This is a genomic window from Amycolatopsis sp. NPDC031561, assembly GCF_055580625.1.
The window spans coordinates 141,219-156,869 of sequence record NZ_JBVILA010000014.1 but is presented as its reverse complement, the minus strand read 5'-3'; the positions used below and the strand labels follow the sequence as shown (position 1 = coordinate 156,869).

Sequence of the window (15,651 nt, the reverse complement as noted above, 5' to 3'; positions counted from 1 at the left end):
CCCGGTGTGACAGAAGCCTTCTACGTGCCGTCCGGCGACGGTCTCTTCGTCCCGACCCCGCACACCGCCGGACCGTGGACCCCGGACGCTCAGCACTTCGGGCCGCCCTCGGCGTTGCTGGTCCGCGCACTCGAAGAGGTCGAAGCGCCGCACGCGAGCCAGCTGGCGCGGGTGACGATCGAGATCCTCGGGCCTGCGCCGCTGAAGGAGCTTTCGGTGCGGGCCTGGGTGGAACGCCCCGGCCGGTCGGTCGAGTTGCTGGAGGCCGAGCTCGCCCACGGGGAGAGGGTCATCGCCCGCGCCTCCGCATGGCGCATCGCGACCTCGGACACCACCTCCGTGGCCACGGCGGAAGGTCCCGCCCTGCCGACGCCGGAGCGCCTGCCGACGTCGAACTGGCCCGAAGGCTGGCACGGCGGCTACCTCGACGCCGTCGAATGGCGGCGTGTCAGCGGCGCGCTGGACGAACCCGGTCCCGCGACGGTCTGGGGGCGTCAGCGTGTCGCCCTCGTGGACGGGGAGAAACCGAGCGCGCTGCAGCGGCTTTTCGTCCTGGCCGACTCCGGCAACGGGATTTCGAACTTCCTCGACCCGCGCGAGTGGTGGTTCATCAACTCCGAGTTGACAGTGCACCTCCGCCGCCCACCGCTGGGCGACTGGATCGGCGTCGACGCGGCCACCCTGGTCGGCCCGAACGGCATCGGCACGGCGACGACCACGCTGCACGACGCGTCCGGGCCGATCGCGTCCGGGGCACAGGCGTTGCTGGTGCGGCCGCGACAGGCGGGCTGATAGACGCGCATTCTGAGCCCGTTTCCAATAGCCTTCCCGGAACAACAGACGCAGGGAGCGCTTCGGCATGCAGATCACCTCGGTGGTCAACCAAAAAGGCGGGGTCGGCAAGACCTCACTCAGTGTGGGCGCGTCGGCGGCACTGGCCGAACGCGGCCGCCGGGTGCTGCTGATCGACCTCGACCCACAAGGCCACGCGACCACCGAACTCCTCGGCCTGGACGAGGTGGCGCCGAATATGCCCAGCCTGGCGAAAGCCCTGACCAAGGTGTGGAAGGGCCCGATCGAAGAACTCGCCGTGCGGCATCCGCGCAGCAACCTCGGCCGGGGCGGCGCGTTCGACGTCATCCCGACGTCGCCGGGCATGTTCGACCTGATCCGGCGGCTGGACCAGTTCCGCGTCCCGGGCTGGCAGCTGGCCAGGGTCATCCAGTTCGCGAACTACGACCACGTCATCATCGACTGCCCGCCCGCGCTCGACGTGCTGACCAACAACGCGCTGGCCGCCTCGCACGGGATCCTCGTGCCGGTGCAGCCGGACCGGACGAGCATCCGGGCGCTGCGCCTGCTTTCGGACCAGGTCCGCTACGTCGAACAGACCGTCGGCCGTCCGCCGATCGCCTACTACGGCCTCGTTCCCGGGCTGTACCGCCGCCCGATCTCGCACTACGCGGCGGCCGCGTTGCAAGAGCTGTACACGTTCGGGATCCCGATGCTTTCGCACGTCCCGCTCGGCGTGGTGATGAACGAGGCCGCCGCGCACGGCGTGCCCGTGACGACCTACGCGCCGGAAACCCTGCAAGCACTGTCGTTCCGGGAGATCGCGGAAACGCTCGACGGGTACCTGCAGAACCATCCGGCCCCGGCGATCGTGCCCGCGGACGAGGAGTTCGTCTTCGAGGACTTCATCACCGAGGTCTCGGTGACGCGCAGCGCCAACGACAACGGCGCACGAAAGCGGCTCTACGACCTCATGCCCAAGAAGCCGAACCGGCCTCGGTAGCACTTAGCGCGTGCTATGAAAGGCCCGTTACTTGCAAATTTTGCAAGTAACGGGCCTTTCATAGCGTCTGAGATCTAGAGACGGCAGGCCCGGATGTCCGAAGCCAGGACGGCCTTGGCGCCGGTCTCGGCGAGTTCGTCCATGATCCGGTTGACCTCCTTGCGCGGCACCATCGCCCGCACGGCCACCCAGTCATCGTCCGCCAGCGGCGCGACGGTCGGCGACTCGAGGCCCGGCGTGATCGCGATGGCCGCCTCGAGCAGCGAACGCGGGCAGTCGTAGTCCAGCATCATGTAGTGCTGGGCGAAGACGACACCCTGCAGCCTTGCCTTCAGCTGATCCTTGGGCCGGGTGTGTTCGGTACCCTCCCGCTGCAGCAACACCGCTTCCGAGACGCAGATCGGGTCCCCGAAGGCCACGAGGTTGTGCTGGCGCAGCGAACGGCCGGACTCGACGACGTCGGCGATGGCGTCGGCCACGCCGAGCTGGATCGAGATCTCGACGGCGCCGTCGAGGCGGATGACCTCCGCCTCCACCCCGTGCCGCTTCAGGTTCTCGCGCACGAGCCGCGGGTACGACGTCGCGAGCCGTTTGCCGTGCAGGTCTTCGGCCCGCCAGTCCCGGCCCGCCGGCGCGGCGTACCGGAATGTGGAACCGCCGAAGCCGAGACCGAGGATCTCCTCCACCGGCGCGCCGGAGTCGAGCGCGAGGTCGCGGCCGGTGATGCCGAGATCAAGCTCGCCGGATCCGACGTAGATCGCGATGTCCTTGGGACGCAGGAAGAAGAACTCGACCTCGTTGACCGCGTCCAGCACGGTCAGATCGCGGGCCTCATGTCGCTTGCGGTAACCGGCCTCTCCGAGCATCTCCGACGCGGCGGCGGCGAGGGCTCCCTTGTTAGGCACGGCGACACGCAACATTGCTTCTCCTTGGTTCTCCGGACGCGAAAGCGTCACAGGTACCGGTACACGTCCTCTGTCGACAGTCCACGGCCGAGCATGAGTACCTGCAACCGGTACAGCAGCTGTGAAATCTCCTCCGCGAGCCTCTCGTCGGATTCGTGCTCGGCGGCGATCCACACCTCGCCCGCCTCTTCGAGCACCTTCTTGCCCTGCGCGTGCACACCCGCGTCGAGCGCGGCGACGGTGCCGGAACCGTCGGGGCGCGTGCGGGCGCGGTCGGCAAGCTCGGCGAACAGCTCATCGAAGGTCTTCACAGTCTGGAGATCCTTCCATCCGCGCCCGCGTCGCGCTGCCCCGGGCCGGTGTGATGCCACCGGCGTCACACCTCTGAGTCTGTTGGTGAACCCGCGACCGCGATAGCGGAGCCTTCGGCGAGGCGGGTTCACGCGTACGGCCACTTGTCCGAGGCCATTTCAGCTCCGCCAACGGGCACTCAGAACAGCGTCGAGCCACCCCGTTCGAAGTCGAGCAGGAGCCGCTTGCGTTCGACACCACCGCCGTAGCCGGTGAGATCGCCGGTGGAGCCGATCACGCGATGGCACGGCACGATGATGCCGATCGGGTTCTTCCCGTTCGCGAGGCCGACCGCGCGGGACGCGGTGGGCCTGCCGAGCCGGTCGGCGAGTTCGCCATAGGAGACCGTCTCGCCATATGGGATTCCGAGTAGGCCCTGCCAGACCATCCGCTGGAATTCGGTGCCGCCGAAGCTCATCGGAAGATCGAAATCCTTTCGCTGTCCGGCGAAGTACTCCTTGAGCTGTTTCTCGGTCTCCACGAAGATCGGCGCGCCCGGATCCGGATGGCCGAAAGTCTCCTCCGCTGGGCGATGCCGCTGCTGGACCATGTACAGGCCGCAGAGGCTTTCGCCGTCCGCGACCAGGGTCAGCCGGTCGTACTGGCTGTCGATGACGGTGTGCGTGCGCATGATGCTCCTGCTCAGGCGGCGGGCAGCCGGTTGATCGGGTGGTCTCCGGTCGCCCAGAGGTGCTGGACGGCGTAGGCGCGCCACGGGCGCCACTGCTCGGCACGCTCGGCGAACGCGGCCTGGCCGAGGCCGAGGCCCTTCGCGGCGACTTTGACGCCGAGGTCGGTCGGCAGGAAGGCGTCCGGGTCGCCGAGCGAGCGCATCGCGATGCTCTCGACCGTCCACGGTCCGAAGCCGGGCAGCGCGTTCAGTCGTTCCCGTGCCCGCTGCCAGTCGCTGCCCGCCCCGAGGTCGAGCTCGCCGTCGTTCAGTTCGGCGACGAGGCCGATCAGCGTCCGCTTGCGGCTCTGCGGCATCGCGAGGCTTTCCGGGTCGATCTCGGCCAGCGCGGTGGGGTCCGGGAAGACGTGGGTGAGGCCGCCTTCCGGATCGTCGATCGGATCGCCGTGTGCGAGGACGAGCCTGGCGGCGTGCGTCCGGGCAGCGGCGGTGGAAACCTGCTGGCCCAGCACGGCGCGGACGGCGAACTCGTCGCCATCGACGGTCCTCGGCACCCGCCTGCCGGGCGCCGCCGCCACGAGCGGGCCGAGCAGGCTGTCCGCGGCCAGGGCCTCGTCGACCGCGACGGGGTCGGCGTCGAGGTCGAGCAGGCGGCGGCAACGGCTGATCGCGGTCGAGAGGTCCCGCAAGTCCGACAGGGTGAGACGGCAGCCGATGTGACCGTCTTCGGGCTTGAGCGCGACGAGGGCGGGGCCGTGCGGCAACCGCAGCGTCCGGCGGTACGCACCATCGCGCCATTCCTCGACACCGGGAACGCCGGTCGCGACCAGATGCCCGAAGAGGTTGTCCGGGAACAGCGGCTTCCGGTACGGCAGGCGCAGGTTCAGCGTCCCGGGCGCGGTCGCCGGCGCGGTGCGGACCCGGGCGCGCAACTCGGTCGGGGACAGCGCGAAGACCTCGCGGACGGTGTCGTTGAAGGTCCGGACGCTGCCGAACCCGGCGGCGAGGGCGACGTCGATCATCGACAGGCCGGTCGTCTCGATCAGCAGCCGCGCCGTCTGCGCGCGCTGGGCCCTGGCGAGACTGAGCGGGCCCGCGCCGAGTTCGGCGCGCACGTGCCTCTCGACCTGCCGGACGCTGTACCCGAGCCGGGCGGCCAAGCCGGTCACGCCGTCGGTGTCGACGACGCCGTCGGCGATCAACCGCATCGCCCTGGCCACCAGGTCCGCGCGCTCGTTCCACTGCGGCGAACCGGGACTCGCGTCCGGGCGGCACCGTTTGCAGGCGCGGAACCCGGCCTCCTGCGCGGCCGCCGCGCTCGGGTAGAACTTCATGTTCTCCGGTTTGGGCGGGACGACCGGGCAGCTCGCCCGGCAATAGATCCGCGTGGTCCGGACGGCGGTGAAGAACCAGCCGTCGAACCGGTCGTCGTTCGCCTGGACCGCCCGGACGCAACGCTCGAAATCCTCATGCACCCAGCCAGCATCACCGACCGCGTGGCCGGGGTCTAGCGAAAACGCGACATGGCGGTCAGGGCAGGAGCGCGGTCAGCGCGCGCACGTCGAGACCGACGAGTGACGAGCGGAACACACGCCGCTCTCCCGGCTCGACGTCGACGTCGTTCGGGATCACCACCACCGTGCAGCCCGCCGCGGCCGCGGAAGCCGCGCCCGGCGGCGAGTCCTCGAACGCGACACATCGGGAAGCCGGTACTCCCAGCAACTCCGCCGCCAGCCGATACGGCCTGGCGTCCGGCTTGTTCAGACCATCGACCTCATCACCGCAGACGGTGGCGGCGAAGTACTCGCGGCCGATGGTGTTGAGGGCGAGTTCGGTCAGCGACCGTTCGGTGGAGGTGACCAGCGCCATCGGCACGCCGTTGGCGCGCAACAGTTCGAGCAGCTCCTGCGCGCCGGGGCGCCACGGGAGGGGACCGTCGAAGAGGTTGGCCGTCCGCTTGCGGATCCACTCCCCCATCTCCGCGATCGACTCGGGGGTGACGGGCTTGGCGCACACTTCGAGCAGGAAAGCGGCCGTTTCGTCCATATTGGACCCGACGAGACTCAGGCGCTGCTCCTCGGTCAACGTGCCACCGAGGGTCTCGACGGCCTCGTAGAGGGCGACATCCCACAGCTTCTCCGAGTCGACCAGCGTGCCGTCCATATCCCACAGCACGGCGGCGAGTCCGTCCCGTGTGGACGGTTCGGTCACGGCTCCCCCTTCACGATCAGATGGCGAACGAACCCGACGTTCGCCGGTCCCACGGTAGCCGAGACGGATTCACTCCGACGCCGAGGATCTTGACCGAAATGTCGGCTTACGACGGATTCGCTCAGTTCGTCCGAACGCAGGGCGATCGGACATGCTCAACGGCGGACGGCCGCCTGGTCGTAGGCTGGTCCGGTGAGTGAGCCCGTCGACGAGACCCAGCGGCCCGGCCGCGACCAACCGGATGACACCAAGCCGATCATGATCGTCGCCTTCGAAGGATGGAACGACGCAGGTGACGCGGCCAGCCGGGCGGTCGAGCACCTCCAGCTCAACTGGGATGCGACACCGCTGAGCGAGCTGAGTCCGGACGAGTACTACGACTTCCAGGTGAGCAGACCGACCGTGCGCATGGTGGACGGCGTCACCCGAAGGGTCGATTGGCCGACCACCCGGCTCTCGGTTTGCCGCCCGGAAGGCATCAGCCGGGACATCGTGCTGGTCCAGGGGCCCGAACCGAACATGCGCTGGCGCGCCTTCTGCGCCGAACTGCTGGAGCACATCCAGCAGTTGGACGTCGCGACCGTCGTCACCCTCGGCGCGCTCCTGGCCGACACCGCGCACACCCGGCCCGTCCCGGTCACCGGGACGGCGTACGACAAGGACACCGCCTCCCAGTTCGGTCTGGAGCTGAACAACTACCAGGGCCCGACCGGCATCGTCGGGGTTCTGCAGGACTACTGCGTGCAGGCCGGCGTCCCGGCGGTGTCGATCTGGGCGGCCGTGCCGCACTACGTCTCGCATCCGCCGTCGCCCAAGGCCACGCTCGCGCTGCTGCACAAGCTCGAGGACGTCCTCGACGTCGAGATCCCGCTCGGTGCCCTTCCCGAGCAGGCCGAGGAGTGGCAGCGGACGGTCACCGAGATGGCCGAAGAGGACGAAGAGATCACCGAGTACGTCCGGGGACTCGAGGAGCGCGGTGACGCGGAGACCGAGTTCACGCTGGACGACGTGAGCGGCGACAAGATCGCGGCCGAGTTCGAGCGGTACCTGCGGCGTCGCCGTCCCGGTCAGGACGGCCCAGGACGGGGCTGACGGCTCCGTCGGCCTGTCTCAAGTGTCATGAAAGGGGCTTTCAGGACGTTTTTCGTCTTGAAAGCCCCTTTCATGACATCCGGGACCCGCCACCTTCAGCGACGGCCGCTAGAAGATGCGCCGCAGCGGAATGGGTCCCCGAGCACGCTTCCGCCACTCACGCGGATAGCCGAGCGAAACCTCCTCGAACCGCACCCCGTCCGCCACCGTGGACCGCGGGATGTGCAGATGCCCGTAGACGGCGACCTCCGCCCGGAAACGCAGGTGCCAGTCCTCGGTCTCGGTCGTCCCGCACCACAGCGCGAACTCCGGGTAGTACAGCGGCGCTGTCGGGTGGCGGTGCAGCGGCCAGTGCGACATCAGGATCGTCCCGTGGTCCTCCGGGATCGCCTCCAGCCGCTCCGTGCTGATCTTCACCCGGTCGGCGCACCATGCCTGCCTGCTGGGATACGGGTCGGGGTGCAGGAAGAACTCGTCCGTGCACAGCACACCGGCCTCGCGCGCCTGCTCGACGGCCGCCAGCAACGGCAGCCCGTCGGCCGCGGGGGTGCGCCAGCTGTAGTCGTAGAGCACGAACAGCGGGGCGATCGTCAGCGGCTTGTCCTGGTGCTCCCACACCGGGTACGGGTCCTCCGGGGTGAGCACGTCGATCTCCCGGCAGCGGTCGACCAGGTGCTCGTAGCGCGCCTGGCCCCGCAGCTGACATTCGTCCTTCTGGGTGGTCCACAGTTCGTGGTTGCCGGGCACCCAGACGACCTTCGCGAAGCGTTCCCGCAAGGTCTTGAGCACCCCGATCACGGATTCGGCGCGTTCGGCGACGTCACCGACCACGAGCAGCCAGTCGTCGGGGGTCCGGGGCACGACCTCGTCGACGAGCGGGGCGTTGCCTTCATGGGTGACGTGGAGATCGCTGGTGGCGAAGAGATGCGGCACTCCACCACCGTAGCTTCACCCGGGCCGGGGAACCGCCGAAACCGCATCACGGCGTAACCGGCCCGACGCCGGAACACACAGGACGGTCACCGCCGAGGCAACGTGCAGGCCCGCCTGGAGGTTCAGCAGGACGCCGGTGCCCAGCACGCTCACCAGCCCGCCCGCCAGCAGCGCGCCCAGCGCGGTGAACCCGGCCGTCGCGGCGAACATGGTGCTCAGGACGCGGCCGGACCGCTCCGGGGACGCTGTCGTCTGGACCAGCGAGAGCAGACCGGATCCGGCCAGTACCCCGGGGGCGCCGACGAGCCCGAAGAGTCCGATGAAGACGCCCAGCGACGCGGTCAGCGCCGGCAGGTTCCAGATCACCGCCGAGAGCAGGCCGAGCGCGAGCCCTCCCCAGCCGAGCAGAGCGGCGGGAGCGACCTTGCGGGCGAAGGTGGCGACGGCGAATCCCGCGGCCAGCCCGCCGAGCGCTTGCACGCCGCGAAGCAGGCCGACGTCGCCTTCGGTGCCGTTGAGGATGTCGAGCACGAAGACCACGAACAGCACCAAGAACATCCCCTGTGCCAGGGACGTCAGCACCACGACGACCCCGGCGAGGCGAAGTCGCCCTTCGCGGCCGATCTCGCGAAGCCCGTCGAGCCAGGCTCGCAGCACCGGCTCGTGCGGTCCCGCTTCCTTGGGCGCGGCGACCCGCCGGAACGGGCGCGCCAGCAGGGCCGAACCGACCACCAGCACGCCGAGATAGGCCACCACGACCCAGCCCAGGCCACCGAAACCGAGCAGGAGGCCGCCCGCCCAGCCTCCGGCGAGACGCGCGACGCTGCCGTTGATGCTCATGAGGCCGTTGGCGCCGATCAGCTCGTCCGGCGCGACCAGCTCCGGCACGAGCGCGTTGCGGGCGGGCTCGAACAGCGAAGCCAGGCCCGCCTGCGCGGCCATGACCCCGTAGATCACGAACACCGGGCCGCCGGACGCGACGAACAGCAGCGGCAGCGCGACGAACGCCTGCCCCGCGCACACCACGCACAGCACCAGCCGCCGGTTCCAGCGGTCCGCGATCACCCCGGCGATCGGGCTGAGCAGGACCGCGGGCAGCAGGCCGAGCACGATGCTCAACGCCGTGGTGGCCGCGGAACCGGTCGCCTGGAAGACGAACACCGGCAACGCGATCTGCAGCATCCACTCGGCGGTCTCGGAGAAGAAGGCGGCGGTCCACAACCGCGCGAAGGCGGGTTCTCTCAACGGTTTCATGCGCTCGGTTTCCCCTCGGCGTCGATGCGCGGGAAGGCCCGCAGTCCCAAATGGACGGCCAGGGCTCCCTCAGGGACGTCTTCGCGGATCGTGCTGACGTAAGGCCGCACGAGCGCGTCGATCCCCCGGACCAGCTCGTCCAGCTCGGCCGCGGTCACCCGCAGCGAGTACGTGTTGATCCCGGAGGCGTCCTGCCATTCCTTGTCGAGCTGGTCGGCGGCGTCGAGATACCGCTCGATCAGCTCCTTCTCCCGCGCCACCGTCGTTCCCACGACCGCCAGTTGCGCCCCGCGCAGTTCCGGATCGTCGCCGAACTCGATACCGACCTGGCAGGCCCGCCAGGGCCGCTCTCGCCCGTCCTCCCCCTCGACACGCTCCACGAGGCCGTGCTGGGCCAGCTGACGCAGATGCCAGCTGCAGTTCGAGGCCGTCGAGCCCACTGCCGTCGCGCACTCGCTCGCGGTCCTCGGACCGACCGCCATCAGGTGGTCCACCAGCGCCGAACGCAGCGGATGCGCCAGCGCCCGCATCAGCTCGACGTCTTCGATCCGCTTGCGCGGCGGCAACCCGGCCATCGTCCCGATCCAATCTGAAAGAAGTCTTTCGAAAGTTCTCTTTCAGAGTTGCAGGTGGCCGCGAGGATGTCAAACCGCTCTCGATATCCTTGCCACGGCAGCTGCTGCACACCTCAGTAACTGCACAAGTCAACTACTGCACCGGGAACACGCATGCCTGACCAGCGAGAACTCGCCACCGCGGCGGCTTTGGAGATCCCCCGGTTCGTCAGCGCCACCGTCCTGTTCCACACGGCCATGGCGGACCGGCTCGGGATCAGCGCCACCGAGCTGCACGGGCTCCAGCTGGTCATCAGCGGCGCCGCGACCTCCCCGACCCGGCTGGCACGGGCTCTCGGCATGACCACCGGCGCGGCGACGCGGATGCTCGATCGCATGGAGGCGCGGAACCTGGTCGAACGGGTCCCGGATCCGGCCGATCGCCGTCGTCTCCTGATCCGCCCGCTGCCGGACCGGCTCGGCGAGGTCTCCGACCTGTACTCCCCCATGGCCCGGTTCTTCGGCGACCGCCTCGGCCGCCTGGACCGGCGCCAGCTCGCCGCGCTACTCGGCGTCATGGCCGAGGGGCGCGCCTTCGCCGAACGAGAAGCCACCCGGCTGCGATCCGGGTCTCCCGAAAATGGGGTTGACTAACGCTACACCGGTTGCGTTAGAATCTTCGCATCATGAAGAACTGACATCCCACCTTCCCCGTTCCGAGGCGGCTTCGGTCGAGCACTGCTCCCGTAAGCGACGAGGCCCGGCGGGGATCAGCCATGTCCGAAGAAACGCGGTGATGTCGTATGTCTCTTTCCCTGATCGCCAAGGACCTCGTCCACTCTTACGGTGCCCGCGTCGTGCTCGACGGCGTGAACCTGACCGCTTCGGCCGGGCAGCGGCTCGGACTGGTCGGCGAGAACGGCGTCGGCAAGTCCACGCTCCTGCGGCTGCTGGCCGGGGTCGGAGAACCCGACGCCGGCGAGGTGCTGCGCGGCGACGACCTCGGATTCCTCTTGCAGGAGTTGCCTTTCCCGCTGACAGCGCGGTTCTCCGACGTCATCGACGACGCGCTCGCCGAGATCCGGCAAGCGTCGGCGAGACTCGATGAACTGACCGAAGCGCTCACCGAACGCCCGGACGACACGGCGGTGCTCGACGAGTACGGCACCGCGCTCGAATGGGCCCAGGCGCACGATCTCTGGGACGCCGACAGGCGGGCCGAGGTGGTGTGCGCGGGTCTCGGGCTCGCCGGGATCGACCCGGAGCGGGAACTGGGCACACTGTCGGGCGGGCAGCGGTCGCGACTCGGCCTCGCCGCGCTGCTGATCCGGCGGCCGGGAACGCTGATCCTGGACGAGCCGACGAACCATCTCGACGACGCCGCGATGGAGTTCCTGGAGCACCATCTCGCTTCACTGACCGGTGTTCTCGTGCTGTCGTCACACGATCGCGTGTTCCTCGACGCGGTGTGCACCGACATCGTCGACCTCGACCCCGCGCTGGGCGGCCCGACCCGGTATGGCGGCACGTATTCCGACTACCTCGACCAGAAACGGGCCGAGCGGGCGCGCTGGGAACAGCGCTACGCCGAGGAGCAGGACGAACTCAAGGAACTGCGCGAATCGGTGGCCGTCACCGCGCGCAACGTCGCGCACAACCGGCCGCAGCGCGACAACGCCAAGATGCTCTACGACTTCAAGACCGGGAGGGTGCAGAAGCAGATCTCACGACGGGTCCGCAACGCGCAACTGCGGCTGGACGAACTGGAACGCGACCAGGTGCGGAAACCACCCGCGCCCCTGCGGTTCCAGGGCGGACTGACCGGGGAGCCCGGTGAGGACAAGACGGCGATCTCGGTACGGGACCTCGAGATCGCCGGGCGGCTGCGCCTGACGACCCTCGACATCACGACGACGTCGAGGCTTCTGATCACCGGCGGGAACGGCGCCGGGAAGTCGACGCTGCTGTCCGTCCTCGCCGGCGCGCTGACGCCGGACTCCGGGACCGTCCTTTCCGGACGCGGGGTGCGGATCGGCATGCTGGCACAGGATGTCGCGTTCGCCGAACCGGAGAAGACCGCCCAGCGGACCTACGCAGAAGCTCTCGGCGAGGGCGCTCCACCGTTGCGCGGCCTCGGCCTGCTGGCTCCGCGTGATCTCGGGACCAGGGTCGGCGCGCTGTCGGTCGGGCAACGGCGGCGGCTTGCGCTGGCATTGCTGATCGCCGATCCGCCGGAGGTGCTCCTGCTGGACGAGCCGACGAACCACATCTCGCTCACCTTGGCCGAGGAGTTGTTCGCCGCGCTCGAATCCGCGCCCGGTGCCGTCGTCATCGCTTCCCATGACCGGTGGCTGCGGCGGGACTGGGCGGGTGACCACCTTCGGCTGGAAGCCGGTCGCGTCGCCGTGTAGGGCGTTATACGGGTGTCATGAAAGGGGCTTTCAGGACGAATTTTGTCCTGAAAGCCCCTTTCATGACGTTTCTCAGAGCTCGATGCCGAGCAGCGCGTCAACGGCGTTCCGGATCAGCCCGGGCGCCGCCGGGTCGGCGCCCGAACGGTTCAGCGCCTGCTCCACCCAGGCGTCGACGGCCGCGAGCGCCTTCGGCGTGTCGAGGTCGTCGGTGAGGTGGTCGCGCAGGCGCGCGACGGTGTCCTCGGCGGCCGGGCCGGTGGCGAGCGAGACGGCGTCGCGCCAGCGCCCGAGACGGTCGGCGGCGTCCGCGTGCAACTGAGCGGTCCACGGCCGGTCCTCGCGGTAGTGGCCGGCGAACAGCGCGAGCCGGATGATGCCCGGGTCGACCTTGTCGGCACGCAGCCGGGACACGAACACGAGGTTCCCGCGCGACTTCGACATCTTCTCGCCGTCGAGGCCGATCATCCCGGCGTGCACGTAGTGCCGCGCGAACGGCCGGTCCCCCGCGACGGCCTCCGCGTGTGCGGCGCTGTACTCGTGGTGCGGGAAGATCAGGTCCGAGCCGCCGCCCTGGACGTCGAAGCCGAGGCCGAGCCGGTTGACCGCGATCGCGCTGCACTCGATGTGCCAGCCCGGCCGTCCCGCGCCCAGTTCGGACTCCCACGACGGCTCGCCCGGCCGCGCCATCCGCCACAGCAGCGCGTCGAGCGGGTGCTGCTTGCCCGGCCGGTCCGGGTCGCCGCCGCGTTCGGCGAAGAACTTCGCCATGGTCTCGGCGTCGTAGTTCGACTCGGAACCGAAGTGCCCGGTCGCGTTGTGGTCGAAGTAGATGTCCGGGTACTCCGCGTCGTCGGCGCGGTAGGCGCTGCCGTTCGCCAGCAGCTTGGCGATGACCTCGACGATCTCCGGGATGCTCTCCACGGCGCCGACGAACTGCCGCGGCGGGAGCACCCGCAGCGCGGTCATGTCCTCGCGGAACAACGCCGTCTCGCGCATGCCGAGGACGACCCAGTCGTCCTTGTCGCGCTCGGCCCGCTCCAGCAGGGGCTCGTCGATGTCCGTGACGTTCTGCACGTAGTGGACGTCGTGCCCGGCGTCGCGCCACAGGCGGTTCACCAGGTCGAATGTCAGATACGTGGCGGCGTGCCCCAGATGGGTGGCGTCGTACGGCGTGATGCCGCAGACGTACATCCGGGCGGTGGACCCGGGCGCCGTGGGGCGGATCTGCCCCGTCGCGGTGTCGTGGAGCCGCAGCGGACGGGGGGTGCCGGGGATACGGGGCACGTCGACCGATGACCAAGTCTGCATACCCCGACTGTAAGCGGAGCCGCCGCGCCGTTCCCGTCCGGTGGGAGCCGGACACGGCCGGAGTAACCGAACTCGCCCCTTCAGGACCGGTCGGCGTTGGAGTGGATCGCGTCCCGGATGTACTCCCCGAGGCCCGGCCGCTGGTCCGGCTCACGGACCAGGAAGCCGAGCTGGACCGGGTCGGTCGCGTACATCCCGGCGATCTCGCGGTGCAGCGCGTGACCGCACTCGCCCATGAACGCGGCCAGCATCAGGCGGTGCTCCTCGGCGAGGTCCATCGCCGCGGCACTGTCCGCGGACGCGCCGGAGTCGACGACGTCGAGCAGACGGCCCACCCAGTCCTGCCGGACTTTCTCCGCCTCGATCCACTCCTCCTTGGACAGTGGCACGGCCGCCGCCCGCCATTGCGGGGTCTCGCCCCACCGGCGGACGGCCTCCTCCGCGTACCCCTCCGGTTCGCGGTACTCGCCGAAGACCTCGAACCGCTCCTCGGGTGTCAGCGCGCCTCCGACCTGCTTGGCCGCGATCACCCGATCGACGGAGTCGACCATCCGCGTCAGCTCACCGATCCGCTCCACGAGCAGCGTCCGCTGACGCCGCAGGTGCTCCAGCGCGTCCACGTCCGGGTCTTCGATGACCTTCGCGATCGTTTCCAGCCCGAACCCGAGTTCGCGGTAGAACAGGACTCGCTGCAAGCGATCGAGGTCGTCTTCGCTGTAGCTGCGGTAGCCACCCGCCGTCCGCCCGCTCGGTGACAGCAGGCCGATCTCGTCGTAGTGGTGCAGCGTGCGCACGGTGATCCCGGACAGCGCCGCGACCTTTCCCACCGGATACCCCATCGGCCCAGCGTAGGTGGACTCCATCCCGGACAGCGCGTAAAAACGAAGGATGGGGAGAGCTGGAACCACCGTGCCGCCCGCACTTCCGCCCGGGCCCCCGCTGCCCGCCCTCGTCCAGACGCTCGTCGTCGGCAATCTGCGGCACCGCGTGCTCCCACTGCTCAGCCGCCGCTACGGATCCGTCGTCCGGATGAAGTTCGCGCCGCACCGGGACATCGTCATGCTCACCGATCTCGAGGACATCAAGACCGTGTTCTCCGGACCGGTCACCACCTTCCACGCGGGTGAGGGCAACATCGTCCTGAAACCGTTGATGGGCGAGCATTCCATCCTGGTCACCGACGAGGACCGGCATCTGCGCGCGCGGAAACTGCTGATGCCCGCGTTCAACGGCGCGGCGCTGCGCGGCTACCGCGACATGATCACCGGGCTGACCAGGGCCGAACTCGACCGCTGGCCGGAGAACCGGGCGTTCGGCGCGCACGACCGGATGCGCGCGCTGACCATGGAGATCATCCTTCGGGTGGTGTTCGGCGTCGCCGAAGGGCCGCGGCTCGACGAGCTCCGGCGCCTGATCGGGCATCTGGTGGAGCTCGACCTGGTCCAGCTGCTCGGGTGGCAAAACCCGCGTCTGCGGCGCTACCGGCCGTGGCGCACGTACGCCGAACGTCAGGCCCGCGTCGACGAACTGCTCTACGCCGAGATCTCCGAACGGCGCCGGGCCACCGACCTCGACCAGCGCACCGACGTCCTGTCGCGGCTCATCACGGTGCCCGGTGACGGGGACGAGCTGACCGACGTGGAACTCCGCGACCAGCTGGTCACCCTGTTGCTCGCCGGGCACGAGACCACCGCGACAGCGCTCGCCTGGGCGCTGCACGAGCTTTCCCGTGATCCCGGGCAGGCCGCGTTCACCACGCGCGCGGCGGACGACGGTGACGAGAAGGCGCTCGAAGCGGTGATCAAGGAGGCGATGCGGCTGCGCCCGGTGGTCGGCGAGGTTGTCCGGCGGCTGACCGAGGACGTCGAGATCGGCGGCTACCGGATCCCGGCCGGGTTCGACGTCATGCCGTCGATCATCGTCGTCCACGGCGAGGACGACCACCATCCCGACGCGAAGGTCTTCCGGCCGCAGCGGTTCCTCGAGGGCCCGCCGCCCGCCGGTAGCTGGCTGCCGTTCGGCGGCGGCGCGCGGCGGTGTCTCGGCGCGGGGTTCTCCCTGATGGAGGCCACGATCGTGCTGCGGGAGCTGTTCGGCCGGTTCACCGTCGCCCCGGAACACGCGCGCCCGGAGCGGGTCCGGTCGCGGCCGATCACCCTGGAACCGGCGCGGGGCGCCAGGATCAAGGTGACCGGCCGCTGAG

16 protein-coding genes are annotated in these 15,651 nt (G+C 69.5%); 6 read left to right on the top strand and 10 right to left on the bottom strand.

Annotated features, from left to right (window positions below):
- Positions 1 to 6 precede the first annotated feature (6 nt).
- Both ACZ5IK_RS25915 and ACZ5IK_RS25910 read left to right on the top strand, forming a co-directional pair.
- Positions 7 to 792: a thioesterase family protein gene (locus tag ACZ5IK_RS25915; protein WP_465490035.1), complete on the top strand. Its 786-nt coding sequence runs from the start codon at positions 7 to 9 to the stop codon at positions 790 to 792.
- Positions 793 to 859: 67 nt separating this feature from the next.
- Positions 860 to 1,795 (top strand): ParA family protein, encoded by a 936-nt coding sequence (locus tag ACZ5IK_RS25910; RefSeq protein ID WP_101607667.1) that lies wholly within the window; start codon positions 860 to 862, stop codon positions 1,793 to 1,795.
- 74 nt (positions 1,796 to 1,869) lie between these two features.
- Here the strand turns inward: ACZ5IK_RS25910 and hisG are convergent, their stop codons facing one another.
- The 5 genes from hisG to ACZ5IK_RS25885 form a co-directional block, all read right to left on the bottom strand.
- Entirely contained in the window at positions 1,870 to 2,715 is an 846-nt protein-coding gene (gene hisG, locus ACZ5IK_RS25905) for an ATP phosphoribosyltransferase (protein WP_465490034.1), read from the bottom strand.
- A 32-nt stretch (positions 2,716 to 2,747) separates the two neighbouring features.
- Positions 2,748 to 3,011 carry a phosphoribosyl-ATP diphosphatase gene (locus ACZ5IK_RS25900; protein ID WP_101607665.1) on the bottom strand — a complete coding sequence of 88 codons (264 nt, stop codon included), beginning with the start codon at positions 3,009 to 3,011 and terminating at the stop codon, positions 2,748 to 2,750.
- 179 nt (positions 3,012 to 3,190) lie between these two features.
- Positions 3,191 to 3,682 (bottom strand): methylated-DNA--[protein]-cysteine S-methyltransferase, encoded by a 492-nt coding sequence (locus ACZ5IK_RS25895; protein ID WP_465490033.1) that lies wholly within the window; start codon positions 3,680 to 3,682, stop codon positions 3,191 to 3,193.
- An 11-nt stretch (positions 3,683 to 3,693) separates the two neighbouring features.
- Positions 3,694 to 5,157, bottom strand: coding sequence for a DNA-3-methyladenine glycosylase 2 family protein (locus ACZ5IK_RS25890; RefSeq protein ID WP_465490032.1), 1,464 nt, complete (start codon positions 5,155 to 5,157; stop codon positions 3,694 to 3,696).
- Positions 5,158 to 5,212: 55 nt separating this feature from the next.
- Positions 5,213 to 5,893: an HAD family hydrolase gene (locus tag ACZ5IK_RS25885; protein WP_465490031.1), complete on the bottom strand. Its 681-nt coding sequence runs from the start codon at positions 5,891 to 5,893 to the stop codon at positions 5,213 to 5,215.
- A 192-nt stretch (positions 5,894 to 6,085) separates the two neighbouring features.
- Between ACZ5IK_RS25885 and ACZ5IK_RS25880 the strand changes: the two genes are divergently transcribed.
- Complete coding sequence (locus ACZ5IK_RS25880) at positions 6,086 to 6,985, top strand: PAC2 family protein (protein WP_465490030.1); 900 nt, start codon at positions 6,086 to 6,088, stop codon at positions 6,983 to 6,985.
- A gap of 108 nt (positions 6,986 to 7,093) precedes the next feature.
- Here the strand turns inward: ACZ5IK_RS25880 and ACZ5IK_RS25875 are convergent, their stop codons facing one another.
- The 3 genes from ACZ5IK_RS25875 to ACZ5IK_RS25865 are packed head-to-tail and all read right to left on the bottom strand — an operon-like array spanning position 7,094 to position 9,747.
- Positions 7,094 to 7,918, bottom strand: coding sequence for a metallophosphoesterase family protein (locus ACZ5IK_RS25875; protein WP_465490029.1), 825 nt, complete (start codon positions 7,916 to 7,918; stop codon positions 7,094 to 7,096).
- Positions 7,919 to 7,933: 15 nt separating this feature from the next.
- Entirely contained in the window at positions 7,934 to 9,172 is a 1,239-nt protein-coding gene (locus ACZ5IK_RS25870) for an MFS transporter (protein WP_465490028.1), read from the bottom strand.
- Positions 9,169 to 9,747, bottom strand: a complete 579-nt coding sequence (locus tag ACZ5IK_RS25865; RefSeq protein ID WP_465490027.1) for an ArsR/SmtB family transcription factor — start codon at positions 9,745 to 9,747, stop codon at positions 9,169 to 9,171. Before ACZ5IK_RS25865 ends, ACZ5IK_RS25870 begins: the two co-directional genes overlap by 4 nt.
- Positions 9,748 to 9,900: 153 nt before the next feature.
- On the opposite strand from ACZ5IK_RS25865, the gene ACZ5IK_RS25860 reads away from it, so the two are divergent.
- Positions 9,901 to 10,380, top strand: coding sequence for a MarR family winged helix-turn-helix transcriptional regulator (locus tag ACZ5IK_RS25860; RefSeq protein ID WP_465490026.1), 480 nt, complete (start codon positions 9,901 to 9,903; stop codon positions 10,378 to 10,380).
- Positions 10,381 to 10,529: 149 nt separating this feature from the next.
- The gene (locus ACZ5IK_RS25855; protein WP_465490025.1) at positions 10,530 to 12,137 is read left to right on the top strand and encodes an ABC-F family ATP-binding cassette domain-containing protein; all 1,608 of its coding nucleotides are present in this window, start codon (positions 10,530 to 10,532) and stop codon (positions 12,135 to 12,137) included.
- Positions 12,138 to 12,209: 72 nt separating this feature from the next.
- Here the strand turns inward: ACZ5IK_RS25855 and mshC are convergent, their stop codons facing one another.
- On the bottom strand, positions 12,210 to 13,448 hold the full coding sequence (mshC, locus tag ACZ5IK_RS25850; protein ID WP_465490024.1) for a cysteine--1-D-myo-inosityl 2-amino-2-deoxy-alpha-D-glucopyranoside ligase: 1,239 nt from the start codon (positions 13,446 to 13,448) through the stop codon (positions 12,210 to 12,212).
- Between the two features lie 80 nt (positions 13,449 to 13,528).
- The gene (locus ACZ5IK_RS25845; protein ID WP_465490023.1) at positions 13,529 to 14,287 is read right to left on the bottom strand and encodes a MerR family transcriptional regulator; all 759 of its coding nucleotides are present in this window, start codon (positions 14,285 to 14,287) and stop codon (positions 13,529 to 13,531) included.
- Positions 14,288 to 14,336: 49 nt separating this feature from the next.
- Between ACZ5IK_RS25845 and ACZ5IK_RS25840 the strand changes: the two genes are divergently transcribed.
- The gene (locus tag ACZ5IK_RS25840; protein WP_465490022.1) at positions 14,337 to 15,650 is read left to right on the top strand and encodes a cytochrome P450; all 1,314 of its coding nucleotides are present in this window, start codon (positions 14,337 to 14,339) and stop codon (positions 15,648 to 15,650) included.
- The last annotated feature ends 1 nt before the right edge of the window (position 15,651 follow it).